Origin of the sequence: Natrialba aegyptia DSM 13077 (genome assembly GCF_000337535.1) — an archaeon.
GTDB lineage: Archaea > Halobacteriota > Halobacteria > Halobacteriales > Natrialbaceae > Natrialba > Natrialba aegyptia.
In genome coordinates this window covers 35,216-61,499 of sequence record NZ_AOIP01000059.1, presented here as the reverse complement: position 1 = coordinate 61,499, position 26,284 = coordinate 35,216, and the positions used below count along the sequence as shown (strand labels likewise).

Genomic DNA, 26,284 nt, shown 5'->3' with positions numbered 1-26,284 from the left:
AGATGTGTATAAGAGACAGTTCGCGAACAGTACGTCGCGCCGATGGAAGAAGACGCGATCGGCAGCCAGCTGACCGCCGTCCAAGAAGGGGCCGTCTATCCCGGCCAGTACGGCGAACAGGGTCCAATCGTGAATCTCCTTCAGACGGAGATGACGGCCCAGCAGCTCTATCCCGAAGCGTTCGGCGCATTCGATCCCGAGTCGTTCCCGGAAGTGCCCGAAACTAACCAGTTATTCGACCGACAGGCGGTTGCGGAGATCATCGCGGGTGATCGGTGAATGCGCGCTCGAGAGTGGGCGATCGCGGGAGCGTTCCGCGAACCGTCGGACTACGACATCCCCGACCTGCCGTCGTGGCGAGTCAGTCGCAGCGAGTGTGGCGGCCTCGCGTTCGCCGACGGGGACGGTGAGCCGTTTATCGCCGCCGATCAGCCAGTTGCGGTCAGACGATAACGACAATCGATGATCCACACTACTACCGATACGATAGGCGGAAGACACGTTGACTCCACTCCGGCTCGAATCAGTCCGCGCACGTGCGCCTCACGGACCGCGCTGGAGACGGCGACGACGTTCCCGACTTCCGCGAAGCTGAACAGCGATTCGGCCGCCGACAGATCACAGACACCAGTAACGAGACATCCGCACATGAGTGACAATACCGATAGCACGACCGAGACACCGACACGCAGAGACACGCTGAAATACGGCACCACGCTGGCCGCGGGAAGCGTACTGGCCGGCTGTTCGGACCTGGTCGGACAGGACGACCCGACACAACGGAACGACGACCGGGGATCGTACGAGGCCTGTATCGAGCCCGTCGGTTGTCTCTCCCTCGAGGAGGTCCCCGAGACGTGGATGGCGATCACCGGACCCTGGGCCGATATGGCGATCGCGCTGGGACAGCGAGACGGCTTTCAGCCGGCGGGGTGGTACCCGCCGGCCTACGTCTTCGATCGCGTGGGTGTCGACTGGCCGACGGACGTTGTGGCACCCTATTCGGACGGGAAATGGGATAAAGAGTTCTTCTACGAGCGCAACCCGGACGTGTTTCTCACCGATCCGAACTATTTGCCCGGCAACGACAGCTCGTGGGACGAATCCGATACGCAGGAACTCGTCGACACCGTCGCGCCCGTCTTTGGGAACAACATCGTCCGGCGGCGAGAATTCCACGACTACGAACTCCCCTCGCTGTACGAGGCGTTCGACCGACTCGCGGACCTCTTTCAGGAACGCGAGCGCTACGAGGCGTTTGCCAGGGTCAACGAGGAGATGCAAGCCGACATTCGCGCTCGGCTGGACGCCGCGAGTGAGCGACCCGAGATCGGACTCGTCAACTTCGGATCGTCCCCGAGCGAGGGGAGGTTCTCTCCCATGACGATCAGCAGCGAAGGCGTCGAAATGAAGCAGTATCGCGATCTCGGCATTACGAGCGCGTTTTCCGACGAGAGTGCCGATGGTGGCGAAATAGATTACGAGCGGCTGTTGGAGACCGACCCCGAACTACTCGTCGTCCACAGCGGCGTTCGGCTGACGACCGAAGACGGCGAGTTCGACGGAGAGGCGTTCGTCGATCAGTTCGTCACGCCGATACTCGAGCATCCGGTCGGCAGTCAACTAACGGCAGCACGAGAGCGGAATATCTATCCCGGCGGGTCGTTCCAGCAGGGACCGATAACGAATCTGTTCCAAACGGAATTAGCTGCTCGCCAGCTCGTTCCGACGGAGTTCGGCGAATTCGATCCGGAGCAGTTTCCGGACGTCCCCGAAGACGAACAACTGTTCGACCGCCAGGAGGTCGCGGACATCATCAATGGGGTGTTCGAGCAGTGAGTTCGATCGAGACCGCTCGAGGGGAGACGGCGTTCGATTACGACATCGTCGTGGTCGGCGGCGGTCCCGCGGGCTGTGCGGCGGGCATTTTCACCGCCAGAGCCGACCTGGACACGGTCATCTTCGATCGCGGACGCTCCTCGATTCAGCGATGTGCGTACCTCGAGAACTACCTCGGCTTCCCCGCGGGGATCGACATCGAGACGCTGTACGAGCTAATGCACGATCACGCCGAGGAGGCGGGCTGTGAGATCGTTCCCGATCTCGTGGAGTCGATCGAGCGCCGTGACGACGCCGATGGGTTCCTCGTTCACACGCAAGATGGCGACCCGGTCACCGCTCGCTGCGTGGTCGCGGCCACACGCTACGACGGCGAGTACATGCGCGGCCTCGACGATGACACGGCGATGTTCGAGACGCACGAACACGATGGCGAGGAACACGAACACTTCGATAAACAGTACGCCGAGAGCGACGGATCGACACCGGTCGACGGACTCTTCATCGCATCGCCGTACGGCGAGACGGGCTATCAGGCACTCATGGCCGCCGGCCGCGGCGCACAAGTCGGTATCACCGTCATCGAGGCCGTTCGACGGGCGGAAGGGTATCCAGAGCCCGTGGCAAACTACTACGACTGGATGCGCATGGACACTGAACTCGACGACGAGTGGAGCGACCGGGATCGATGGCGCGAATATTTCGATGATCGGTTACCTGCTGATCACGACCTCGGGGCGGAACGACTCGCGACGATTCGCGAGCAAGAGATCGACCGCCGATTCGCAATGTATCTCTCCGACGACGAAATCGACCGTCGGAGCGAGCGCGGGCAGCAGCAACTACTCGAGCACATCGACGATGAGCTAATCCTCGCTGCGGCCCGTGAAATCGACGCCGAGCAACGATCCAACGGAACGTAATTCAGAGCGATAACCATGTCGGTGAACCGTATATTCGCACCGAGTGTCGGCGAACGAGACCCGGTTACGAACGGCTTGTGAGTGCTACTGTCGGCCTCGAAATGGCCCCACCGTAGCGGACCACTAAGAGACGACAGACGAGTTCACGACGACGAGCCACCACCAAGGATCAGTTCGATACTCGACTTGAAGAGGTATATCAGTACGATCACGAACATCACAACTGTTCCAACGCCGCGAACCATCTGGGATTAAAGCCGAGTATCGTTGTGGCCGTCATGGTTGGATTAACCGCTTGGAAACCGCTCTCGGGGTAGTTTAGGATTCGTCCTACATGGGTCATTTCGATCTATTTCTGGTGGATAGTATCGCTTAAAATATTGTACTGAAGATGAATCAAAATACCTTAATTAGACTTACCCGTGTGAGGTGGATAGGTGAATATAGGTTTATATGGTGACGAAGCAACCTACCCGGTCTCAGCTATCGAGACGATAGTTCCGCCATCGTTGACGGAGAGGTGAAGTTCATCGGTCTCGATTGGTATCCGGAGATGAACACAGGACTGATCGCTATCGAAGGTGGTATATTCACAACTCAGCGCCCAAGGGAGATCCCACAGCGGTTGGGTATCGAGTTCGACATCATGAGAGGTATGGAATCCGATAACGGCCGGATGATCGCGAACTGCACAACCGATCGGGAGATACACACGTGCCCAGCAATTCGTACAAGTATACAAGAATCGATGGCTCACATTCCCGATACTCGTCGTTGGTTCCTGAGCGGTCAACGTCGTGTTCATTTCTGAGCCACATTCCGGGCACGTACCTGTAGTCGCAAGGGCGTTCCATCGCCGTGACCATCTCTCGAACGCGCGGAGTCGATCATCACGGTGCGCAACCGGGGCCGGTGGGAACGGCCCATGAAACACTTCTTCACCGCACGACTGGCAGGTGATGTACAAACGTTCCTGTTCATACCGTGCGATGAGGGCTGCCTCATCACAGGCGTAACAGGTTCCCGGAGCATCGAAGCGCCGCTCGCCAGCTTGTTCAGTGAAAATACCCGCAGAGAGAGCACTAACGATCTTGCGACCGGCATACGTAAGTGCATATCCACCATCGTCTGCCTGGAATACGAACCGTCCAACGAGCTGCTGGAGGTGATAGTTAAAATTCCCACTATCTCGGACGCCAATCCGTCGCTTGAGGGTTGCGTACGGAAGGCTGGATCGATCATGGCGATACGCTTGCTGGAGTTCATAGAGAATTGCGATCCGGTGTTCATTTCCGATTGCTGCTAGGATCTCTCCGATCTCCGAACGATCGTCCATACACTGTGTCGTCGCGAAAGGGATATAGTCGCTACTGAGAATATATCAATTATCTATGTGTAATAATATGCTCAGAGAATTTTCATTTCTGCATCCATAGAGTAGCGTATGCGATTGTCCCAACAACCAGTTAAGCTCTATTACTGCTATAAGGCAACGAAAGCAGTCGGGTTCTACCGACCGATTCTCATTCTCTATTTGCTTGCACAAGGGTTAACATACACACAGGTCGCACTCCTCGAAGGACTTTATGCACTAACGACAGTACTCGGTGAAGTCCCGACGGGGTACCTTGGGGATCGACTTGGCCGTCGCAATAGTTTGCTGGTTGGTACGGTTCTCATCACAGTCGCTCTAATTGGTATCGGACTTACTGGAACATTTCCAGTCTTGATCGGTTTCTACATTATCTGGTCAATGGGGTACAACTTTCGATCCGGAAGCGACGACGCGTGGTTATACGATACGCTCGCCGAACGGTCGTCCAGCATGGCATTCACAACGGTCAAGGGACGCGGGGTAGCGGCCGGATTGTTCGTCGGAGGTCTTGGGTCGATTCTCGGCGGATATCTCGGTCAGATCGATCTTTCGCTTCCGTTTTTCGTCGCGGCTGCTGTGAGTGCTCTTGGCCTTCTCGCCCTCGGCCCGTTACCGGAACCGACTAGATCGAGCGAATCACAATCACTGGGTGCTGGAGACATCTTCCGCGTGATTGGTACGTCGCTTTCTCGCCCATCGCTTCGCTGGTTCATTGTCTACTATTTCATGCTTTTCGTCCCTATCATTGAGATACTTATTCTTCAAGTCCAGCCGGTTACGAAAACTGTACTTGTGAACGCTGGCGTAGCATCTGGTACCGTCAAGTCCCTTCTTGGCTGGTTGTACGCCGCATTCAGTCTCCTCGCTGCGATCATTAGTTACAACACAGGTGTGATTAAGACCCGAGTTGGGTACCGTCGCTGGTTTTTCGCCGTTCCATTGTTCATCGCTGGGGGGTTATTGTCACTCGCAATTATCCCACTGTTGGCTCTTCCGGTGTTCGTATTTGCTCGGGGAATATTCGACGCGACACACTCGCTCGCTAGTGGATATGTCAACAACCGCATTGGTTCTTCCGCCCGGGCGACTATAATCAGTTCGCTGGCTCTGGTGAGTTCGTTAGTGAGTGTCCCAGCACAGGTCGCAAGCGGACGGGTTGCAGACGCTACCTCGCCCTTGTGGGTGCTGGTGATGTCTGGCGGAATTCTCGCTGTTGGTGTGGTCTTCCTTCTCATTATTGGACGACCGTTTCTGGAGATGGAAACAGAACACGAGTCAGTCGAGATGACCCACGAGGCCTACAGCGATATTCAGGCTGATGATATTTCCGAGTCGATTGATGAGGTCCAGGATTGAACGGTCAAGTAAACGATCCGACCAAATCCTCATTGAAAAGCGATTCACCACGGCCGATGATCGTTATTTCGTTGTGCACTCGAGGACGAGTGTATCGTCTTCAAAACAGTGTTCGGTGTGGTGTGCGTTCTCTTCGACGGTATCTGCTTCCTGACGAATGGCTGTTGAGTGTTCATCACATGCTGGCATTGGACCAGACAGTATTCATTACCTCAAATAGCTAGTAATTTTTCACACCGCCTAACCCATTGCTGATGGTGGATTGAAAACTGCGAAGTGCGAACTGTGAACTGTGGGGTTTCCGTGTCCTCACGCGCGGCTATTTGAAATATCTATCTTACATATCACTGCTTAAGCGACGAGTTCAGCGAGGTGGCAGCGTCGAGAAGTGGGCTACAGGTATGCGGCGAACGCGTCCGCGAGTTTTTCTTCAGCGCGTCTGAGGTGGTGTTCTGCCGTTCGACGACCGACGCCGACCGTCTCCGCGATTTCGGCGGTCGTCGTCTCGCGCGGGATCTCGTAGTATCCCTGATTATGAGCGGCCAGGAAGACGGCGCGCTGTCGATCCGAGAGCGTCGGCAGGAACGAGCCCACCGACAGCACCGGCGTCTCCGAGGCGACGGTTTGGAGTTCCTTTTTCGATTCGACGGTCACGGTGTGCTCGTCGGCAACATCGGCGTAGAACGCCGTCAGATTCGCGGAATCGAGTGCGAGAACCCGAACGACTTTCGCGCCGTCCTCGTACCGCAACGGCGGTAAGAGAAGACAGTCGTTTGCCGCAAGCGGGGCCTCGATGTAGCTCTCGCCGTGCTGTTTCAGGCACGCTTCGGTGATGACTGTTCGGTCGTTTCCGTTTCTGATCTGTTCTTGTACTCCGACCTCCGCGTTCACGTAGGCGACCACGTCGTCCTGGCGTTCGCCGGTGACGTGAAGCAGGTCGCAGTGGTCGTTACACCAGAGTTCGATACTCGTGTTGTTGTTCGCCGTCGAGTTCGAATAGGGGTCGTCGCTCTGGATGCGAAAAACGGCTTTGTACACGGACATTCGTCACGCCGTTGCTTAAAAAACCTTTTCCAAATGGAGAACCGATCCTATCGGGGTTCCCGTTGTTAGACACACGCATGGAACAGTCAACGGAGCGTTCCGAGCACGAAATCGGCGAGCCGTCGTCGCAATGGCTCGAGTACCAGGGTGCACCGACCGGGACGGACCTCGAATGCAACGGCTGGCGGCAGGAGGCGGCGCTTCGCCTGCTCAACAACAATCTCGATCCGGATGTCGGCGAGCGCCCGGAGGATCTCGTCGTCTACGGCGGAACCGGCCGAGCGGCTCGCAGCTGGGACGCCTACGACGGGATTCTCGCGGAACTCCGGGATCTCGAGAGCGACGAAACGTTGCTCGTTCAGTCGGGGAAACCGGTCGGTCGGTTCACGACCCACGAGCGAGCGCCGCGAGTGCTGATCGCGAACTCGAACCTCGTCGGCAAGTGGGACGACTGGGAGCACTTCCACGAACTCGAGTCGAAAGGACTGATCATGTACGGCCAGATGACCGCCGGCTCCTGGGCCTACATCGGTACGCAGGGAATCATCCAGGGGACGTTCGAGACGCTGGCCGAGGTCGCGCGCCAGCACTTCCCCGAGAGCGAGGGCTTGCGCGGGACGATCACCGTCACCGGCGGTCTCGGCGGCATGGGCGGAGCCCAACCGCTCGCCGTGACGATGAACCACGGCGTCTGCATCGCCGCCGAGGTGGACGAACGCCGCATCGACAGGCGACTCGAGACGGACTACTGCATGGAAACGACCGACGATCTCGACGAGGCCATCGAAATGGCTCGGGAGGCCGCAGCCGACGGAGAGGCGCTCTCTATCGCCCTCCACATGAACGCCGCGGACATGTTCGACGGAATGCTCGAGCGCGAGTTCGTGCCCGATATCGTCACCGACCAGACGAGCGCCCACGACGAACTCGAGGGCTACTATCCGGCGGGCTATACCGTCGACGAGGCCGACCGACTCCGCGAGACGGACCCCGGGACCTACGTCGAAGAGAGCCTCGACACCATGACGCGCCACGTTGAGGGCATCCTCGAAATGCAAGAACGTGGCGCGGTCGCGTTCGAGTACGGCAACAACATCCGCGGGCAGGTACAGGATCACCGGGACGTGGAGAACGCCTTCGACTTCCCCGGCTTCGTGCCGGCGTACATCCGACCGCTGTTTTGCCGTGGGAAGGGACCGTTCCGCTGGGTCGCCCTCTCCGGCGACGAGGCGGACATTCACCGTACCGACGATGCCGTGCGCGATCTGTTTCCGGACAAGGAGAACCTCCACCGCTGGATCGATCTCGCACAGGAGCAGGTGTCGTTCCAGGGACTCCCGAGTCGCGTCTGCTGGCTCGGCTACCGCGCCGAGGACGACCCCGACGGGCTCACCGAGCGCGCACGGTTCGCACTCCGGATCAACGAACTCGTCGCCGACGGCGAAATCACGGCGCCGATCGTCGTCACGCGCGATCACCTCGACGCCGGGAGCGTCGCCAGCCCGAATCGGGAGACCGAGGCGATGCAGGACGGTTCCGACGCCGTCGCTGACTGGCCGATCCTGAACGCCCTTCTCAACTGCGCTGCCGGGGCCGATATCGTGAGCGTCCACGACGGCGGCGGCGTCGGTATCGGTAACGCCGTCCACGCCAACAACCACGTCGTCCTCGACGGGTCGGATCTGGCCGCCGAAAAAGCCCGTCGGGTCTTTACGACCGATCCCGGCATGGGCGTGATTCGCCACGCCGACGCCGGTTACGAGGACGCGATCGACGAGGCTTCGGCATCGAACGTCCGCGTTCCAATGCACGATCACGAATGAATTCGTTTACCACGCCACGGGACTGGTCGGGTCCGTCGTCGGACCCGGTCGACGAACAGGTCGGTGATGTCGTTACCGGAACGACCGTCGACGACGCCGACGAGTTCAACGCGGTGATCGTCGGCGAACCGTACGACGGTGGTGTCATCTCCCGAGACGGTGCTGCCGAGGGGCCGAGCGCTATCAGGGAGTCGCTCGCGGCGGTGAAGAGCCATCACTTCGACGCCGGACCGCTGCGCGATATCGGCGATGTCGGCGACGTGGCGATTCCGGACGGATCCGTCGCCACGGTACAGCACGCGGTCCGCGAGGCCGCGGCGTCGGTCCACGACAGCGACGCGTTCCCCGTCTTTCTCGGCGGCGACAACTCGCTGACCTTCGCGAACGTCGCGCCGCTGCTCGAGGACGCGAGCGTCGGCGTCGTCAATTTCGACGCCCACCTCGACGTGCGCGAGTTCGGGGAGCGACCGACCAGCGGGACGCCCTACCGCCAGTTGTACGACGCTGGACTGGACGGCTACGCCTGCGTCGGCGCGCGGCACTTCGAAACGAGTTCGGGGTATCACGATTTCGTGCGCGAACGCGACGGAGAGATCGTGACCGCCGAGGAGGTCGCGGACGACCTCCTGCAGGCCGTCGACCGGGCGCTCTCGGCGCTCGACGGCGTCGACCGGCTCTACTGTAGCGTCGACATCGACGTTCTCGATGCACCCTACTGCGGGTCGAGCGCACCGACGCCGGGCGGACTGACGCCGCGGGAACTGTTCCGCCTCGTTCGGCTCGTCGCCAGCGACGACCGACTCGCCGGATTCGAGGTCGTCGAGTGTGCGCCGCCGCTGGATACCGACGGCCGAACGGTCGACGCCGCCGCGCGGACGATCGCACACTTCCTCGCGGGGTGGAACGCATGACCGATCTCGTCGTCCACGACGCCGCACAGGTCGTGACGCCGACCGGCGGTGGTGACGGTGATGGTTCGGATGACGAACTCGAGGTCATCGAAAACGGTGCCGTCGCGATCGAGGACGGCATCGTCGTCGCCGTCGGCCCCACGACAGACGTAACGCGTGCACATCCGCCGGAGAACGCGACGGAGTCCGTCGACGCTACCGGGCGGACGGTCCTGCCGGGCTTCGTCGATCCCCACACGCACGCCGTCTTCGCTGGCGACCGGGTCGACGAGTTCACCGCGAAACTTGCCGGCGCGAGCTACCAGGACATCCTGGAGGAGGGCGGCGGCATCTTGCGGACGGTTCGGGCGACCCGCGAGGCGGAGCGCGCTGAACTCGTCGCGAATCTGCTCGAACACCTCGATACCATGCTCGCCCACGGCACGACGACGGTCGAGGTGAAATCCGGCTACGGGCTCGACGTCGAGACGGAACTGAAGTTACTCGAAGCGATCGACGAGGCGGCCGACCAGCACCCGATCGATGTCGTCCCGACGTTTATGGGCGCACACGCGGTTCCCGAGGGCGCGGACACCGAAGAGTACGTCGACCGCGTGATCGAGGAGCAACTGCCGGCGGTTGCGGACGCCGGCCTCGCCGAGTTCTGCGACGTGTTCTGCGAGGCTGGCGTCTTCTCGGTTTCACAGTCCCGACGGATTCTCGAGGCGGGCCAGGAACTGGGCCTAACGCCGAAGATCCACGCCGAGGAGTTCGAGCGACTCGGCGGCTCGCAACTGGCCGCCGACTGCGGTGCAGCCAGCGCCGACCACCTGTTGCAGGCGACCGACGAGGATATCGAAGCGCTCGGCGAGGCGGGCGTGACGCCGGTGCTCCTGCCGGGGACGGCGTTCTCGCTCGGCGCGCCATATGCGGACGCGGCGGCCTTCGAGGCAGCGGACGTGCCGGTCGCCCTCGCGACCGACTTCAATCCGAACTGCTTCTCACAGAGCATGGAATCCGTCGTCGAACTCGCCTGTAACGGCATGCGAATGACACCGGCCGCAGCGATCCGCGGTGCAACCAGTATCGCCGCCCGCGCCGTCGACCGCACCGACGGCACGGGCACCATTCGGGAGGGCGCACCCGGCGACCTTGCAATCGCAACCGTGACCAACTATCAACACATCCCGTACAACTTCGGCGTCTCGAACGTGCAAACAGTAATCACGGACGGAACGGTGGTGCACCGTGACTGACGACCCGGTTGTCGTCGACGGCGAAACGCTCACGCTGGCGGCCGTCGAACGCGTCGCCCGAGCGGGCGCACCCGTCTCGGTCCCCGAATCCGCCCGCGAGCGCGTTCGCGAGTCGCGAGAGCGCATCGTCGACATCGTCGACTCCGGACAGGCCGTCTACGGCGTCAACACCGGCTTCGGTGAACTCGTCCAGGAACGGATCCCCGAGGGCGACATCGAAACGCTCCAGCAGAATCTCGTTCGGAGTCACGCCGCGGGCACCGGCGATGAACTCGAGCGATCGGAAGTCCGAGCGATGCTCGTAACCCGACTCAACGCCCTGGTGAAAGGATACAGCGGTGTCCGGGAACGCATCGTCGATCTGCTCGTCGGGATGCTAAACAACGGCGTTCACCCCGTCGTGAGAGCCAAGGGGAGCCTCGGTGCAAGCGGCGATCTCGCGCCGCTTGCCCACCTCGCGCTCGTCCTCATCGGCGAGGGTGAAGCCACCGTCGGCGACGACCGACTGCCCGGCGACGAAGCGCTGGCGCGAGCTGAACTCGAACCGGTGACGCTCCGGGCGAAAGAGGGATTGGGGATTATCAACGGTACGCAGCTAACCGTCGGTCTGGCCGCGCTCGTCGTCCGCGACGCCGAGCGAGCGATGCGCGCGGCGGATATCGCGGGTGCGATGACGACGGAGGCGACGATGAGTACCACTGCGAGTTCACATCCCAGCATCCAGAACGTTCGGCCACACCGAGGCCAAACCGAAAGCGCCGAAAATATCCGTCGGCTGACCCGCGATTCCGAAATCGTCGAGTCCCACCGCAACTGCGATCGGGTGCAGGACGCGTACTCGCTCCGGTGTCTCCCGCAGGTTCACGGCGCGGTTCGGGATTCGATCCAGCACCTCCGTGAGGCCGTCGAGACGGAACTCAACAGTGCGACGGACAACCCGCTCGTGTTCCCCGCCGACGAAGCGGACGACCGCGCCAGCGGGACCGATCGGGCTGCGGTTCTCTCGGGCGGCAACTTCCACGGCCAACCGCTGGCGTTGCGGTTGGATTACGTCACGAGCGCCCTGGCTGAACTCGCGTCGATTTCGGAACGGCGGATGGATCGGATGCTCAATCCGAACGTTCAAGAAGCGCACTTGCCGCCGTTCCTGACCGAAGGGAGCGGCCTCCGATCGGGGTACATGATCGCCCAGTACACGGCGGCGGACCTCGTGAGTACGAATCGGTCCCAGGGTCGGCCGTCGACGGATAGTATCCCGGTTAGCGGGAACCAGGAAGACCACGTGAGTATGAGCGCCCAGAGCGCTCACATCGCCAGAGAAACGGTCTCGTCTACGCTCCGCGTCGTCGGTATCGAACTGCTCTGTGCGGCGCAGGCGCTCGATTTCGTCGCTGAACTCGATCCCGGAATCGGAACGCACGCGGCCTATCGGACCGTCCGCGAACACGTCTCTCATCTCGACGAGGACCGGCCGCTTCACGGGGACATCGATCGAATGCTGGCGCTTCTCCGGTCGGACCAACTGTTCGAGAACGTCGAGACGGCGATCGACGCCGGACTGGCGTAGCGACACTGTTTTTAGTGTGCTGCTGCGACCCACTACCAAAGCCGTGAGTCGATCGAGGGTATTTAAAGGACTGCCCGAATGGAAACTGCTGCTATTTGCAGTACTCTTCGACTATTATTCATAGAGTATGATAACAGGGTACACAGTGTGCGACCGACCGACTCGTCTTCCGGATCGTCTTGCTAATACGGTGATCCAATGGTAGCGTTCGAGCCGCGACTGTTCGAGGATATCGATCCCGACGAACGCCCGTCGCTCGCGGCGGCGCTCGTTCCCATCGCGGGCATGATCGTCTTCCTCAGCGTCGGCATCGTCGCGTTCGACCTGGACCCGCAGTTCCCGCTCCTCTGGGGCATCGCTTTCACCGGCCTGTTCGCCCGGTATCACCTCGGTCTCTCCTGGGACGACCTGTACGACGGGATCACGGACAGTCTCCTCATGGGGATGAAGGTGATCATCATCATGTTCACCGTCTACGCGCTCATCTCCTCGTGGATTCAAGCCGGGACGATTCCGGGCCTGATGTACTACGGGTTGGAATTTCTCACGCCCGCGGTGTTCCTCCCGGTAACCGCCATCCTCGCCGCGATCATCTCCTTTGCGGTCGGCTCGTCGTGGACGACGGCGGGCGCCCTCGGCGTCGCGTTCATCGGTATCGGGTCCGGACTCGGCATTCCCGAGCCGATGACCGCCGGGGCGATCCTCAGCGGAGCCTACGCGGGCGACAAGCAGTCCCCGCTCTCGGATACGACGAACCTCGCCGCCGCGGTGACGAACACCGATCTGTACGACCACATCAACGCGATGCGGGCCGGAACCCTCGTCGCGTTCGGCCTCTCGGTCGTGCTGTACGCCGCCATCGGACTGGACGCCGCCGGATCGATCCCCGCCGGCCGCCTCGACTCGATCCAAACGGCTCTCCAGGGGAGTTACGTTATCTCGCCGCTCGTCTTCCTGCCGATCGTCGTCACCTTTGGGCTCGCGGTCTACGGTATTCCGGCGCTCCCCGCGCTCGGAACGGGCGTCTTCGCGGGCGTGTTCACGTCGATGCTCGTCCAGGGTACCGGATTCGCCGCCGCGTGGTCGGCCGCCCAGTCCGGGACCGGACCCGAAACGGGAATGGAACTCGTGGACGGCCTCCTCGATACTTCGGGGATGATCGACGGTGCCTGGATCGTGACGATCGCCATCGCCGCGCTCTCGCTCGGCGGCATGCTCGAGCGGACCGGGATTCTCGCCGTCCTCGCCCACCACCTTGGCCGGCTCTGTCGCGGGGTCGCGAGTTTGACGGGCGTCACCGCCCTCTCCGCGGTCTCTATGAATATCCTCGCCGCCGAGCAGTACGTGAGCATCGTCGTTCCGGGAATGACCCTCCGGAACCTCTACGAGGAACAGGGACTGAAAGCGAAGAACCTCTCGCGCGCCATCGAGGCGTCCGGGACGACGACGAGTGCGCTTATCCCCTGGGGCAGCGGCGGCCTGTTTATGGCCGGCACGCTCGGCGTTTCCACGCTGGAATATGCCCCCTACTACTTCTTTGGTTTCTTCTCGCCGCTTGTCCTTCTGATCATGGGCATCACTGGGTGGCAGATTGTCTACAAGGAAGGGAGCGGTGCCGATGAGACCGCATCACCGGGTAGCGGCGTCGGCACCGGCGTCCCCGGCGAAGACTGAGCCGCCCGGCCTTCACGCCACCGGTACCAATACTGGGACCGGAACTGGAACCGACACCCGGAATCACGTTTTCCCGAGTGACGCGATATCGCACAACGAGTTCAGCGGAGCGCTTTCGCGCTCGCATCAACCGCGTCGGCGGCGTCGATCGCGTCGAGAAAGATCCCGATCCCGAGTTCGATTTCGCGTTCGCTCGAATCGAGCGGCGGGAGCAGACGGATCGTTTTCTCGCCGCAGCCGAGCGTCAGCAGTCCGCGTTCCAGCGACGCCGTCACGACGGCGTCCCGTCGGTCGGCCGTATCGAACTCGACGGCGAGCATCAGCCCCTTTCCGCGGACGTCCTCAACGGAGGCGGGCGAGTCGTCACGAAGCAGTTCCTTGGCCTGCTCGCCGCGCCGGGTCGCGTTCGCGAGCAGATCGTGTTCCTGAATGGCCTCGAGCGTGAACGTCCCCATCATCGATCCGAGCAGATCGCCGCCGCCGAACGTCGACCCGAGTCGGTTTTTCTCCGCGGGGAAGATCTCGGACCGAGAGATCGTCGCACCGACTCGCAGGGCCTTCGCGCTGGCGATCACGTCGGGTTCGATCGGGTAGTGATCCGAAGCCCAGATTTCGCCCGTGCGCCCGATACCCGACTGGATCTCGTCGACGACCAGCGGAATGTCGTATTTGTCGGTCACGTCGGCGACCTCTCGCATGAACGCCTCGCTGGGGAAGCGGTAGCCGCCGACGCCCTGAATCGGCTCGAGCGTGAGAAAGGCGATTTCGTCGGGATTGATGCGGCCGCCCTCCGGTGCGAGCATGGTCCGTAGCTGGGACTCCTCGCCGGCGAAAAAGCCACACTCACAGTTGCAGTCGCCGTCATCCTCGCCGGTGCAGTCACAGAACGGCACCGTCTCGATCCCGCTTAGCTGGGGATAGTGACGCGTGTAGACCTCCTTCGACTTCGTGATCGACAGCGTCCCGAACGTCCGCCCGTGGAAACTCCCGTCGAACGCGACGCCGTACTTCGAGGGGGCACGGTAGTCGTGAGTGATCTTCATCGCGTTCTCCATGACCTCCGCACCCGAGTTCGAGAGGAAGACAGTGTCCATGCCGTACTGACTCGAGACCTCGGTCAGTTTGTCCATCAAATGGCTCGACCCCGGAACGGCCGATTCCTCGGGCGTCGGTCCGGCACCGAAGTACATGTCCTGGCCGGCGATCTTCATCGGCTCGACGAGGTCGAACTCCCGGAGTTTGGCGGTGACCTTCTCGTTGTTGTAGCCGAGCGGTGCCGCCCCGATGTGGCAGGTAAAATCGAGCAACACGTTGCCGTCGACGTCGGTGACGAACGGCCCGTCCGCCTCGCGCGTCACATCCCAGACGAACTCGTGGGAGTACTCGCTCGGAGCCGCGTTCTTGCCGTGGAACTCGACCCACTTGCGGGCGTTTGACCCGGGAAAGGCGTCCACGTCCGGTTTCGCTGTGTCCCTATCCATACACAATTTATGTTTATGACGTACATTAAATCTTGTTATCACCGGTGTTTCGGATCGGAGCGCCGGAACGGCTAGCAGGCAGTTGACGAGAAAACCGGACGGGAAGACGGTTGAGTGAGTCAATCGGCGCGCTCTCGATTGATCGACGGGATGGAATCAGTCGTCGTCCATTTCGGCGGGGCCGCCGGGGCCGGCCGGCGGTTCGGAGTCCGTTTTCCGGCTCGAGCCGATGAGGACGGTTTCGTCCTGCAGTAACACCCGGCCGTAGCTCGAGCTGAAGTCCTTGATGAGCGAGAGCATCGCGGCGAAGCAGACGAACGCGAACGGCGCACCGGTGATGATGACCGCGTTCTGTAGCGCACCCGTCCCGCTCTCGCCGCCGATGATCATGAGGATCGCGGCGGTCAGACCGAGGACGACGCCCCAGAAGACCCGGTTGATGCTCGACGGCCTCGCTTTCCCGCCGGTGGTCATCATCGAGACGGCGAGTGTCGAGGAGTCCGCCGACGTGATGAAGAACGTCGTCACGAGGATCATGAATGCGATCATGAACACGGTTCCAAAGGGGAACGCTTCGAAGAGGATGAAGCCCGAAACCTCCGGCGTATTGTTGGCGACCACCGTGCTGAAGTCGGCCGTTCCGGTGTGGTGGTATCGCAGCGCGGTGCCGCCGACGAACGTGAACCACGGGATGGTCGCGGCCGAGGTCGCACCGATACCCGTAAACGCGACTTCGCGGACGGTCCGACCCTTGGAGATGCGAGCGATGAACAGTCCGGCGAACGGGGACCACGAGAGTGCCCACGCCCAGTAGAAGACCGTCCAGTCGTTCATCCACGTCGTACCGCCATTGGTACCGGTGCCGGTGTAGAGGCTCATCGACGTGAAGTCGGCGATCATGCCGCCCATCGCTTGCGAGCCGAGCAGGAGCAAGAACAGCGTCGGCCCCAGGATGAACGTCGCGAGCATGAGCGCGACGAACAGGATCATATTGAAGTTCGACAGCCGGCGGATCCCCCTGTCGACCCCGAGTACCATCGAAATCGTAAACAGAAGCGTCATCGTCGTCACCACGAGGAGGATGCCGACGTTCCCCAGATCGATTCCCCACTGGTAGTTGAGGCCGGCGATGAACTGGCTCCCGATGAAGCCGAGCGAGGTCGCCACGCCCCCGATCGTCGCGAACACCGCGAGAATGTCGACGACCTTCGCGAACGGCCCGTCGAGGTTCTCCGCACCGATGATCGGCGTCAACGCTGAGGAGACCCGAAGCGGGACGTTCTCGTAGTTGTACGCGAAGTAGGCGATGGCAAGCCCCATGATCGTAAACACGGCCAGCTGCGGCAGCGCCCAGTGGAACAACGTCTGCTGGATCGCGATCGGAATCGCCTCGCTCGTCCCGCCCTCGACGCCGAACAGCGGTGACGGGTCGTTGTAGTAAAACAGCGCCTCCGTTGGTCCCCAAAATACGACTCCCGCTGCGAACCCCGCGGAGTACAACATCGCAAAAAACGACAGGAAGCTGTACTCGGGTTCCTCGTCTCCCATCTTGATCTTCCCCCACGGCCCGATGATCAGAAAGAGGAGGAACAGGACGATCAGAAAGACGATTACCAACAGCGCCCAGTTCAAGTACTCGACGACCCCGCTGTAAACGGTATTGATTGTCTTCGTAACGGCACTCTGGTTGATGAAGAACGCCGCGATCACCCCGACCGTCAACAGCGCACCGAACGCGAAGACGATCGGATCGATCTCTTCGAAGAACTCGTCGACCACTCCCTCCTCGGCGTCGCTCATCGTCCTCCCCTCTGTTCCGAGCGACAAGCAACTTCGTTGCTGTATCTCGTCCACCCAGTTACCATGCTGCGCGATAGCATACCGAATCAGTTGATACCATACACAATAAACGTTTCTCACTTTCGTCCGTCATATACGGATTGTGTTCATAAGTCCCGGAAGTAGCCACTATCGAGTTCCGGACCTGATTGGATGGTTGTTCGGCATACTCTCGATTTTCGCTATAAATCAAAACCGACGAGTACTATCCGTGGACGAAATCCGAGACACGCGACGAGATCCGATTACCACCTCAGCTACGGCTGCGCTATAAACAGACGATAGACGGCTCGAACAGCTATTCCACCAATCAATTACAGATATTGACTACCGACCGGGAGAGTTCATGCTGTGGTGATCCGGGCGAAAGCGACTCGTTTGGGCGGCACCGAACCGAAGCGAAAGCGCCGGTCGCTCAGTTCGTCAATTCCTCGAGTTTCTGCGTGCGGGTCTCGGCGCTGTCGCTGACACGCTCTCCGAACTCGTCGACCCGATCCTTGATCTCCTCGCGCGTCGCCTCGGGCGAGAACCCGTCGGACATCGTCAACAGTCGCACGAACGCCCGAAGTTCTTCGTCGGTAAGCTGGGCGAACTCCTCGTTGTCGAGTTTCTCGATTACCTCGTCCACGTCGATCTGCCCGACCGGATCGACGTTGAACTCGACGTTGACCATCCGGTAGTTCGAGCCGGCCAGGCGCTGTTCGGCCTTGCCCACGCCCTCCGAAAGCATGTCCTTGAACGGCGTGTGATAGCCCATCGTTCCCAGGTGGAGAAAGGCGAGCATATCGGTGATTCCCTGCGTATAGGCGTCTCGGTCCTCGTTGTCCGGGTCGAATACGGTTTCCCGGTCGCGTTCCTCCATGTATTCAAAGAGGATACTGAAGTCGAGAATCGCGTTTCGCACCCGACGCCGGATTCGGTTCCGCTTTTGTTTTTTCGAGTGATCGGTGTAATCCGTTTTCCGCCCGAGCAGGAAGTCGCGATCGGAGGGTGTGAGTATGCCACGCGGCCGATCCGAGTCCGCTGCCGTTCGAAGGGACGCCGGCACATCGTCCTGGCTCATACCGGATACACAGAGAGCCCGCGAATTAATCCTTCTGATTCAGCTAACATGATATTCTAAAGACATTCTTGGGCGGTCGGTGGTTCTCCTGGCAACCCAAGCCGTCACTGCGTGATCGAGTTCAGTCGATCGATGGCTCTGCCTGGTTATCTGCCGTTGCAGAAAATAATCACGAGTTCAGAACTCGTCACCGCAACGGCTGCCGGTGCGAACACGCACAGATTGCATCCGACAGCACTCGTACGCCAATCTCGAGACTCTCCTCGTCGATATCGAACGTCGGCGTGTGGTGATTCGTCGGGTGATCGGTTCCGATGAGGACGTACGACGCGAGGCCGCCGGCTCGTTGGACCCGGTCCATGAGGTAGGTAACGTCTTCGCTGACGCCGAACTCCGTCGTTTCGATCACGTGGTCGACGCCGCCGGCTGGTCGGGCGGCCGACGCGACGAGTTCGCGTAGCGCGGGATCGCTGTCCGTTCGTGGCGACTCGCTGATAACCCGTGGCGTCACGTCGCAATCGTGCATCTCCGCGGCAGCGTAGAGGACGCGCTCGAGTTCGGTGCGCATGTACTCCATCAGCCCGGTGGTTTCACCGCGAACCTCGGCCTCGATCGTGAGTTCTTCGGCGATGACGTTGCTCGCGGTGCCGCCTTCGATGTAGCCGATGTTGACGCGAGTCATACCGTCGCTGTGGCGGGGGATCGCGTATGCGTTCTGGATGGCCGTTGCCGCCGCTTGCATCGTATTGCCGCCTTCGTTCGGTGCCTTTCCGGCGTGGGCGCTCGCTCCTTCGAACGTGGCCGTCAGGTGGGCCATCGCAAGCGGTTTTTCGACGCCGGCGACGATTTCGCCGGTCGGGTGATCGAGGCCGATGTGCGTCGCAAACAGGTGGTCCACGTCGTCGGCGTAGCCGCCTTCGGCCATCGCCTTCCCGCCGCCGGAGATCTCCTCGGCCGGCTGGAAGAAGACCTTCAACGTCCCCGTAAAGTCGCTGTCTTTGATCGCTTCGATCGTCCCGAGTGCGATCGCGATGTGAGCGTCGTGTCCGCAGGCGTGCATGTAGCCCTCGTTTGCGGATCGGAATCCTTCCGCAGCAGGCTGATGATCGTCTTCCGCCGACTCCGTCATCGAGATCGCATCGAGATCGACCCGCAATCCGACGGTCGGCCCCGATCCCCGTTCGAGAACGGCGACCGCACCGGTGTGGCCGCCAGCGGTTCGCTCGAGAATATCCGACCGGACGCCCGCCTCGCGCGCCTGCTCGACCCAGGGCTCGAGTTCGGCGTCCGACGGGACGGCCATTCGCTCGCCGGTCGCAAGCGCCTCCCGTCCGACCGCGATCTCGTCCACGCCGATACGTTCGAGTTCGGACACGACGCGAGCCGTCGTCCTGAACTCGCGCCAGCCGGGTTCCGGATGCCGGTGGAACGCTCGCCGAAGATCGGTTACGCTAGTGCGCACGTCGTAGGGCATTCATGACGCGTGTAAGCACACCGGATACTTAATAGTGGTCGGTAATCATATACTGCTTACACACAATTGATGTATATCCGTTCAGGATCTTCGTCCCGTGCGTTCAAACAACCGTTTCCACTCCGATTCCCGGCCGACACACGGGAGATTAATGCCTGAGAATTCGTCATCGACGCGGGTCGGTTGGCGTATCGCGGCCGTGGACTCATTTATCGGACTGTTGAATCACATCTCATGGACGATAGTTACGACCGCACGGCGTGGATTCTCAAGCAACCCGGTCTCACCGCACTCGCGGTGCTGAGCGCGCTTCTCGCACTGTTCGTTCTCCTGCCGTATCTCCAGTACGTCCTGTTCGGCGTCGTTCTCGCCTACATCCTCTTTCCGGTCCAGGAACGTCTCGAACAGTATATCAGGCCGACGATTGCGGCGATTACCATCGTCATCGCCACACTGCTCGTCGTCCTGCTCCCGCTCATCTACGTCATCACGATCGCCGTCCGGCAGGCACTGGATGTCGTTAACTCCATCAATCAGGGTGAATTCGATGTCGCGGCAATCGAGGAGGCGATCCAGTTCAACGGCTACGCCGTCGATCTCGTCGAACTCTACGAATCGAACCAGGATCGGATCGCGACGGGACTCGAGCAACTCGCGATGGGAGTCCTCAATTTCGCCGGTAGCCTGCCGAGCCTGTTCATCGGGTTAACGATCACGCTGTTCATCCTCTTCGCGCTGTTACGGGACGGAAAGCGGCTTCTCGCATGGGTTCAGTGGGTTCTCCCGGTCGACGACGCGATTCTGGATGAACTCCGGACGGGACTGGACCAGCTCATGTGGGCCTCGGTCGTCGGAAACGTCGCCGTTGCGGCCATTCAGGCGGTACTGCTCGGTATCGGGCTTTTCGTCGCCGGCGTCCCGGCCGTCATCTTTCTTACCGTTGCAACGTTCGTTCTGACGCTACTGCCGCTCGTCGGCGCGTTCGGCGTCTGGATTCCGGCGGCGGCGTATCTCGCCGCAGTCGGGCGTGTGACCGCCGCCGCCGCGATGGTCGTCTACGGGCTGTTCGTCACCTTCTCGGACTCGTATTTCCGCCCCGCGCTGATCGGCCAGACCAGCGCTTACAACGCCGCCATCGTCATCGTCGGCATCTTCGGCGGGCTCGTCGTCTTCGGCGCTGTCGGGCTCTTTATCGGCCCCGTCGCCCTCGGCGGCGCAAAGCTCGTTCTCGATTGCTTCGCTCGAGAACGGACCGGTGTGCCAACTCCCGACGCGCAACGCGAGCAAACGACACCCGGGGCCGAAGCCGCGCCGGCGGCCGCCGAATCGGAGACGACGGTCGACACCGAGGATGCAACAGCCGACACCGAACTCGAAGAGTCGGAGAAAACGAACGCCGACACCGACACTGAGAATCGTTCCGAGGACTGAACTCGTCTCGAACCGTTCGCTTCTTTCCGGAGTTCAGCCGTGTGGTATCGGTGTCGAAGGGAAGTCGATCGGTCGGTATTCGGCAGCGGTCAGCCGAGATACGCGGTCGCGTCCATCTCGACCCGAACGTCCTCGGGGAGCCGCGAGACTTCCACGCAGACGCGTGCGGGCGGCACCTCGCCGAACTGTTCGCCGTAGGCGGCGTTGACCCGTTCGTAGTCGTCGAGTTCGGTCAGGTAGACGGTCACCTTCACGACGTCGTCCAGTCCGTCGCCGCCGGCTTCGTCGACGACGGCGGCGATATTTTCGAGCACTCGGTTCGTCTGCGCACGGATATCGCCGTCGACGGGGTCGCCGGTTTCCGGGTCGACGGGTCCGTAGCCGGAGACGTAGAGCGTGTCGCCGGCGCGGACGCCCTGCGAGTACGGGTTGTCGTTGCTCGGTGCGCCGTCGGTTTCGATGGGGTCGGTGTCAGTCATGGGTTTCCTCCGAAGAAATCGAGTTCAGGCGGCCTGCACCGTGTCTTCGGTCGTGTGTTCGATCGCATCGACGACGATGTCGAGCGCCGTCGCCGCGAGGTCGTGTGTCAGGACGAGCGGCGGGAGGAGGCGGAGTACGTTCCCATGGCGGCCGGCCGTCCAGACGAGGACGCCGTGTTCGAAGCAGTACTGCTGGATCGCATCGACGAGGTCGCCGTCCGGATTGCCGTCGGCGTCGACGAACTCGGCCCCGATGAACAGCCCCTTGCCGCGGATATCGGCGAGTCGATCCGTTTCGTCGGCGGCTTCGCGGAGTCGCCCCCGGATGAACTCGCCGAGGTCGCGAGCGTGGGCCAGCAGGTCGTGGTCCTGCATGTACTCGATGGCGCGGGTACCGGCGCGCATGCCGACGACGTGGCCGCGATACGTGCCGGCGTGGTCGCCCGAGCCCCAGGTGTCGAGTTCTTCTTTGTACATCGTCGCCGAGAGCGGGAAGCCGACGCCGCCGAGTGCTTTCGCGGAGGTCATGACATCCGGCGTGACGTCCTCCCAGTCGCTGGCCCACCACTGGCCGGTGCGACCGAGGCCGCTCTGGATTTCGTCGAAGACGAGCGTGACGTCGTTGTCGTCCGCGATATCGCGCAGTCCCTGGAGGAATCCCGCCGGAGGGGTGACGATGCCGCCTTCGCCCTGGATCGGTTCGACGACGATGGCGGCCGGATTCGCCAGGCCGCCGTAGGGGTCTTCGACGATGGCCTGTACCTCCTCGAGTGCGTGATCGACCGCCGCCTCGGGCGTCTTGTCCTGTCGGAAGGGGAAGGGGTACGGTGCGTGGACGACGTCCGAGAGCAGCGGCGCGTAGTGTTTCTTGAGCTTCGTGTTCGACGTGACGCTCATCGCGCCGGTCGTTGCGCCGTGGTAGGAACCGCGGAAAGCGATGAGCCCGTCCCCGTCGGAGTTGTACTTGGAGAGTTTGATCGACGCCTCGATGGCGTCACTGCCCGTCGGGCCACCGAAGACGACGCGATTGTTCCCTTGAAGCCCGCTGGGTGCGATCTCATCGAGTTTCTCGATCAGTTCGAGTCGCGCCTCCGTCGGGAAGTCGACGGTGTGAACGAACTTGTCGGCCTGTTCGTGGACGGCCTCGAGCACGTACGGATTCGCGTGACCGACGTTGAGCACGCCGATTCCCGCGAAGAGGTCGATGTACGTGTTCCCGTCGGCGTCGCGAACCGTCGCGCCGTTTCCCTCTTCAAAGGCGATCGGGATATCGTTCGGGTACGCGACCGCACTACTGTCGATATCCCGTTGTTTCTCGAGTAGCGACCGGGTTTTCGGCCCGGGAACGGAGTCAACGTTCGGTGCATCATCGAAGTGAAGCTCCTCGATCGGTGGTCCTGCCGTCATACGTCACCACAGGTGAAACAGATATTAATAACTTGTCCACAGTATCCATGTTTTGTGTATACAAATTCTGACTACGTTCTCGCCGACTCCTGTTTTGCTCTCGGACTACCGGCCGCCGTGACCTGTCACTCACGGGGGGCTTGCTGCTGACCGCGCTCAACGGGGCCGTTCGAAAGGAACGTCGTTGCAAGCCACGCTTCTGCACGCGTCAGCCGGTACTGGAGCGTCGAAACCGGGATTCCTTCGGCAGCAGCGATATCCTGAACCGAACTCTGGCGGGGTGTTTGATAGTAGCCGTATTCGACGCCTAACTCGAGTGCTTCCCGTTGCTTCTGCGGCAGTTCGGCCCCAGTGATCGCGTTCGTCTCCCAGTTCGGTGTCGATTCGACTCGCTCGAACGCGAGTTCGAGCCCGTCGCGAAGATTTGCGCTGAGCTCATCGTAAATCGGACTCATGGCTGTTTCGTCGTCTGCGAGAAGCCGCCACTCGTACGTCGCACCGTGTTGCTCGGCGCGACACAATGTGCCATCACCGAGATATTTCGCTGCCAGATACGGAATCGATCGGCAGCCGTTTCCTTCGGATTGACGCGAGTAAATCACTCGACGCGTCGGTTCCGTAGCGAGAACCTCATGTGTCCAGTCGATCTGACAGCCACCCATTCCCTGCAGCGTAGAACAGCGCGAGAGTCTTGCGAGTCGCTGGTCGTACGCTGACAGCGCTTCCCGCGACCCGGTCACGTCATCCACGCGCCACATCGTCTCGGTAGTGGCATGACAGGCGACCGTTCGAGCGTAGAGTTCAGAATGATCGATGAAGACATCCATCAGGTCATCCGCGCCGCTGTCGTACGTGACTGTAAAAGCGAACTCCTGCATAGGTGTCTATTCGAGTAGTATCGTCATGTATACTGTGTTCGGCTTCCCGAACGCCGACCACAGCCAACGCTCAGATGTTTGCTCCGTCGACTCCACTCTCAAATCCTCTACTCGGTCTTATACTTAGATCCAACTAGTTACCCCGTGAGACAGTCACGCGACCGTGTGATGGGAATATAATCCCGCGCGAAATAGGGGAGTCCATGGCTCCATTCAGACGATTCTTGGTGATGCTCGGTGGAGCGATCGTCGCCGCCGCCGTCATGACGGTCCTTCTTGCGCCGCCGAACGCAACTGCCGGTGTACTGATATTTGGGATCATCTTGGTAGCGGGGGTTCTCCTCTCGTACGTCGTCGGCTATCTCGGTACACCGTGGAATAGTACCGCCTACCCGATGACGGAACCGACGAGCAACCCGGTCGAGGAGCCAACGGACGCCTCTCAGGCTGATGCCGAGGAGTTCAAATGGATGCTCCGAGAGGGAATCGGTGTTGCGATCGCGTCCCTCTTCGGGATGCTCTTTCTCATCTTGTTCTTGCTCGAGGAGACTGCACTCATCGAATCGCAGAATCTTACCGTCGGCGAGATCAGCGATTGGACCGTTCTCCTCGTCCTCGCGCTGTTGCTCGTGGTGCTCGGTCTCTGGAGTTGGCGAGGCCGGTAATGTCTTACCTCTCTTCTACTCTCAAACGATCCTTGTCTGGCCACTCAGGATGAGACAAACCACAGGATGAGATAAAAATACAGACACATTCGAATTTCTTTCCCATATATGATATGTATGTCTCCTTTTCTCTCCGCTCATCCGATGGTCGTTCGAACTGTGACGATCAGTCCTTGCTGTTCGTTTCGAGACTATCGATACGGCTTTTCGTTGCTCTCGTATTGTCCTCGTTATCTGCGTTCAGGCCCCGTTTAGTACGCTTCTCACCATTTCCCTGGAGAGCCGGAACCGTCCTTTTGTAACCGCTTTGCTGTCGAACTACTGAACTCGTGATCACGATCACTATCTGTAATTCTGACCATCTTTTCGTTGTGGAATCGATCCTCTATTCTGCAGCTACATTAATAGAGGATATCAAATAGTCCGAACTGGATCGGGAGTAAGAGCGCTATCGTTGCGGCTGAACAGGCGACCGTTGCGATGATCAGTTCCCGAGTTTCGATATCGCCCTCGTTCAGAATAACGATGAGCACCGCCGATTGATACGGGAAGAAGTACGAACTCAGTGCGGTCACTTCTGCAAGTAACACCGGTGTGACTGGGAGTCCTGCGGCCTCGATGTACGGAATCAGAATCGGCGTGAGGACGCTCGCGACCGCTAACCCTTCCATCAGAAACGTGAGCACGAACGTAATAAAGAAAACCGACATGAGAATCACCACGAGCGGTGCATCCGTCGGAATGAGCGCGAGGAGATACGTCGACGCTTCGTCGGTAAAGCCCGTCTGCGTGAGTCCGTCGCCGATCGCAAACACCGCGGCGATAAAGAACAGGATCGAGAAATCCACCTTTCTGCCGATCGTCTCGAACTCGGCGATTCCGATCCGCGGAAGAAACGCCAGAATGACGACGACGATAGCGCCGATTACCGGATGAAATCCGTGCACGAAGTCCGTCGCCCAGATTCCCGCTCCGACGAGCAAGAAAACGAGCATCCGTCGTTCGTCTCTTCCATCGGAACCGGTCTCGTCGTCAGGGAGGGCGACGTTCGAACCTGCTGGCGGTCGAAAGAGGAGATAGACGATACCGATAACCAGCAGGACGCGCACGAATCCCAGGATCGGATACATGTGGAGCCACCACTCCGACCACGAAATCGTGTGGTCGGCGATCGACTGGCTGAAGCCCGAGATAATGATGTTCGGGAGGTCAGCAGTTAGAATCCCGGCTGAGCCGTAGAACGTGGCAAACAGCGGCCCGATGTAGAGCCCGACGCGCGCCTCTCGGGAATCGAACAGTGAACCAAGTTCTCGAAGGATCGGGGCGAGTGCGAGAATGCGGACGAGGGCTGACGGAACGAGGAAGGCGAGCGCGTGTGCGCCGAGCGAGAGTGCGAGCAGCAATCGTCGATAGGTGCGACGCGAGCCGACCTCGGTCGGGTTGCCGACACTTCTGGTCGCGACCCATCGTCCGACTCTCGTGGCGAGCCCGCTCTGGCGGGTGGCTTCCCCCATCAACAGCCCGAATCCGATAAGCCAGGTTGCGGGTTTCTGGAAGCCAACGAGCGCCAGATCCGTCGAGAACGTCACGGCGATGAGACCGAGTGCGATCAGGCCCGTGTACGACGGCGGAATCGGCGTGAGAACCCAGAGAACGATACAGAACAGCGTAATCGAGAGCATCGTCGCCATCGCGGTCGAAGCCATAGAGAACCAGACCGCAAGACCGATACCAGCAGCGATGGGGAACGCTACCCTCGGTCTGCGGAGGATTTCGATCGCGTCTGACCGATCCATTGGTTCCTATTCGATAGTAGAACG

The 26,284-nt window shown here is 60.7% G+C and carries 22 protein-coding genes; 12 read left to right on the top strand and 10 right to left on the bottom strand.

Annotation, left to right across the window (positions count from 1 at the left end; genetic code table 11):
• The first annotated feature begins 42 nt into the window (after window positions 1–42).
• The 4 genes from C480_RS20385 (at window position 43) to C480_RS20375 (ending at window position 2,762) form a co-directional block, all read left to right on the top strand.
• Complete coding sequence (locus C480_RS20385) at window positions 43–279, top strand: hypothetical protein (RefSeq protein ID WP_006667553.1); 237 nt, start codon at window positions 43–45, stop codon at window positions 277–279.
• On the top strand, window positions 280–453 hold the full coding sequence (locus C480_RS23940; RefSeq protein ID WP_006667552.1) for a hypothetical protein: 174 nt from the start codon (window positions 280–282) through the stop codon (window positions 451–453).
• Window positions 454–648: 195 nt separating this feature from the next.
• Window positions 649–1,839 (top strand): ABC transporter substrate-binding protein, encoded by a 1,191-nt coding sequence (locus C480_RS20380; protein WP_006667551.1) that lies wholly within the window; start codon window positions 649–651, stop codon window positions 1,837–1,839.
• Window positions 1,836–2,762, top strand: coding sequence for an FAD-dependent oxidoreductase (locus C480_RS20375; RefSeq protein WP_006667550.1), 927 nt, complete (start codon window positions 1,836–1,838; stop codon window positions 2,760–2,762). Before C480_RS20380 ends, C480_RS20375 begins: the two co-directional genes overlap by 4 nt.
• A 469-nt stretch (window positions 2,763–3,231) precedes the next feature.
• Here C480_RS20375 and C480_RS24980 read toward each other — a convergent pair whose 3' ends face one another.
• Window positions 3,232–4,098, bottom strand: a complete 867-nt coding sequence (locus C480_RS24980; RefSeq protein WP_049904116.1) for a DUF7351 domain-containing protein — start codon at window positions 4,096–4,098, stop codon at window positions 3,232–3,234.
• Window positions 4,099–4,206: 108 nt separating this feature from the next.
• Between C480_RS24980 and C480_RS20365 the strand changes: the two genes are divergently transcribed.
• A complete protein-coding gene (locus C480_RS20365) occupies window positions 4,207–5,493 on the top strand; it encodes an MFS transporter (protein ID WP_006667547.1) in 1,287 nt (428 codons plus the stop codon).
• A 393-nt stretch (window positions 5,494–5,886) separates the two neighbouring features.
• Here C480_RS20365 and C480_RS20360 read toward each other — a convergent pair whose 3' ends face one another.
• Entirely contained in the window at window positions 5,887–6,531 is a 645-nt protein-coding gene (locus C480_RS20360) for a helix-turn-helix domain-containing protein (RefSeq protein WP_049904126.1), read from the bottom strand.
• Window positions 6,532–6,614: 83 nt separating this feature from the next.
• Between C480_RS20360 and hutU the strand changes: the two genes are divergently transcribed.
• The 5 genes from hutU (at window position 6,615) to arcD (ending at window position 13,747) form a co-directional block, all read left to right on the top strand.
• On the top strand, window positions 6,615–8,360 hold the full coding sequence (gene hutU, locus C480_RS20355; RefSeq protein ID WP_006667545.1) for a urocanate hydratase: 1,746 nt from the start codon (window positions 6,615–6,617) through the stop codon (window positions 8,358–8,360).
• Window positions 8,357–9,271: a formimidoylglutamase gene (gene hutG, locus C480_RS20350; protein ID WP_006667544.1), complete on the top strand. Its 915-nt coding sequence runs from the start codon at window positions 8,357–8,359 to the stop codon at window positions 9,269–9,271. Before hutU ends, hutG begins: the two co-directional genes overlap by 4 nt.
• Window positions 9,268–10,506, top strand: coding sequence for an imidazolonepropionase (gene hutI / locus C480_RS20345; protein WP_049904114.1), 1,239 nt, complete (start codon window positions 9,268–9,270; stop codon window positions 10,504–10,506). The genes hutG and hutI overlap by 4 nt, the downstream gene beginning before the upstream one ends.
• The gene (hutH, locus tag C480_RS20340) at window positions 10,499–12,073 is read left to right on the top strand and encodes a histidine ammonia-lyase (protein ID WP_006667542.1); all 1,575 of its coding nucleotides are present in this window, start codon (window positions 10,499–10,501) and stop codon (window positions 12,071–12,073) included. Before hutI ends, hutH begins: the two co-directional genes overlap by 8 nt.
• 198 nt (window positions 12,074–12,271) lie before the next feature.
• Entirely contained in the window at window positions 12,272–13,747 is a 1,476-nt protein-coding gene (arcD, locus tag C480_RS20335; protein WP_006667541.1) for an arginine/ornithine antiporter ArcD, read from the top strand.
• A 101-nt stretch (window positions 13,748–13,848) separates the two neighbouring features.
• On the opposite strand, the gene C480_RS20330 is transcribed toward arcD, so the two are convergent.
• From C480_RS20330 to C480_RS20315, 4 genes are all read right to left on the bottom strand, one after another.
• Window positions 13,849–15,228, bottom strand: a complete 1,380-nt coding sequence (locus C480_RS20330) for an aminotransferase class III-fold pyridoxal phosphate-dependent enzyme (protein WP_006667540.1) — start codon at window positions 15,226–15,228, stop codon at window positions 13,849–13,851.
• Window positions 15,229–15,384: 156 nt separating this feature from the next.
• Entirely contained in the window at window positions 15,385–17,028 is a 1,644-nt protein-coding gene (locus C480_RS20325; RefSeq protein ID WP_006667539.1) for a BCCT family transporter, read from the bottom strand.
• Window positions 17,029–17,482: 454 nt separating this feature from the next.
• Window positions 17,483–18,130: a hypothetical protein gene (locus tag C480_RS20320; protein ID WP_006667538.1), complete on the bottom strand. Its 648-nt coding sequence runs from the start codon at window positions 18,128–18,130 to the stop codon at window positions 17,483–17,485.
• Between the two features lie 187 nt (window positions 18,131–18,317).
• Window positions 18,318–19,604 (bottom strand): amidohydrolase, encoded by a 1,287-nt coding sequence (locus C480_RS20315; protein ID WP_006667537.1) that lies wholly within the window; start codon window positions 19,602–19,604, stop codon window positions 18,318–18,320.
• A gap of 234 nt (window positions 19,605–19,838) precedes the next feature.
• On the opposite strand from C480_RS20315, the gene C480_RS20310 reads away from it, so the two are divergent.
• Complete coding sequence (locus C480_RS20310) at window positions 19,839–21,035, top strand: AI-2E family transporter (RefSeq protein ID WP_006667536.1); 1,197 nt, start codon at window positions 19,839–19,841, stop codon at window positions 21,033–21,035.
• Between the two features lie 89 nt (window positions 21,036–21,124).
• Here C480_RS20310 and C480_RS20305 read toward each other — a convergent pair whose 3' ends face one another.
• The 3 genes from C480_RS20305 to C480_RS20295 form a co-directional block, all read right to left on the bottom strand.
• On the bottom strand, window positions 21,125–21,514 hold the full coding sequence (locus tag C480_RS20305) for a Rid family detoxifying hydrolase (protein ID WP_006667535.1): 390 nt from the start codon (window positions 21,512–21,514) through the stop codon (window positions 21,125–21,127).
• A 24-nt stretch (window positions 21,515–21,538) separates the two neighbouring features.
• Window positions 21,539–22,921, bottom strand: coding sequence for an aspartate aminotransferase family protein (locus C480_RS20300; RefSeq protein WP_006667534.1), 1,383 nt, complete (start codon window positions 22,919–22,921; stop codon window positions 21,539–21,541).
• Between the two features lie 125 nt (window positions 22,922–23,046).
• Window positions 23,047–23,799, bottom strand: coding sequence for a helix-turn-helix domain-containing protein (locus tag C480_RS20295; protein WP_006667533.1), 753 nt, complete (start codon window positions 23,797–23,799; stop codon window positions 23,047–23,049).
• Between the two features lie 203 nt (window positions 23,800–24,002).
• Here C480_RS20295 and C480_RS20290 point away from each other — a divergent pair, with 203 nt between their 5' ends.
• Entirely contained in the window at window positions 24,003–24,464 is a 462-nt protein-coding gene (locus C480_RS20290; protein WP_241433899.1) for a hypothetical protein, read from the top strand.
• Window positions 24,465–24,865: 401 nt separating this feature from the next.
• Here the strand turns inward: C480_RS20290 and C480_RS20285 are convergent, their stop codons facing one another.
• Window positions 24,866–26,260, bottom strand: coding sequence for an SLC13 family permease (locus C480_RS20285; RefSeq protein ID WP_006667530.1), 1,395 nt, complete (start codon window positions 26,258–26,260; stop codon window positions 24,866–24,868).
• Window positions 26,261–26,284 lie beyond the last annotated feature (24 nt).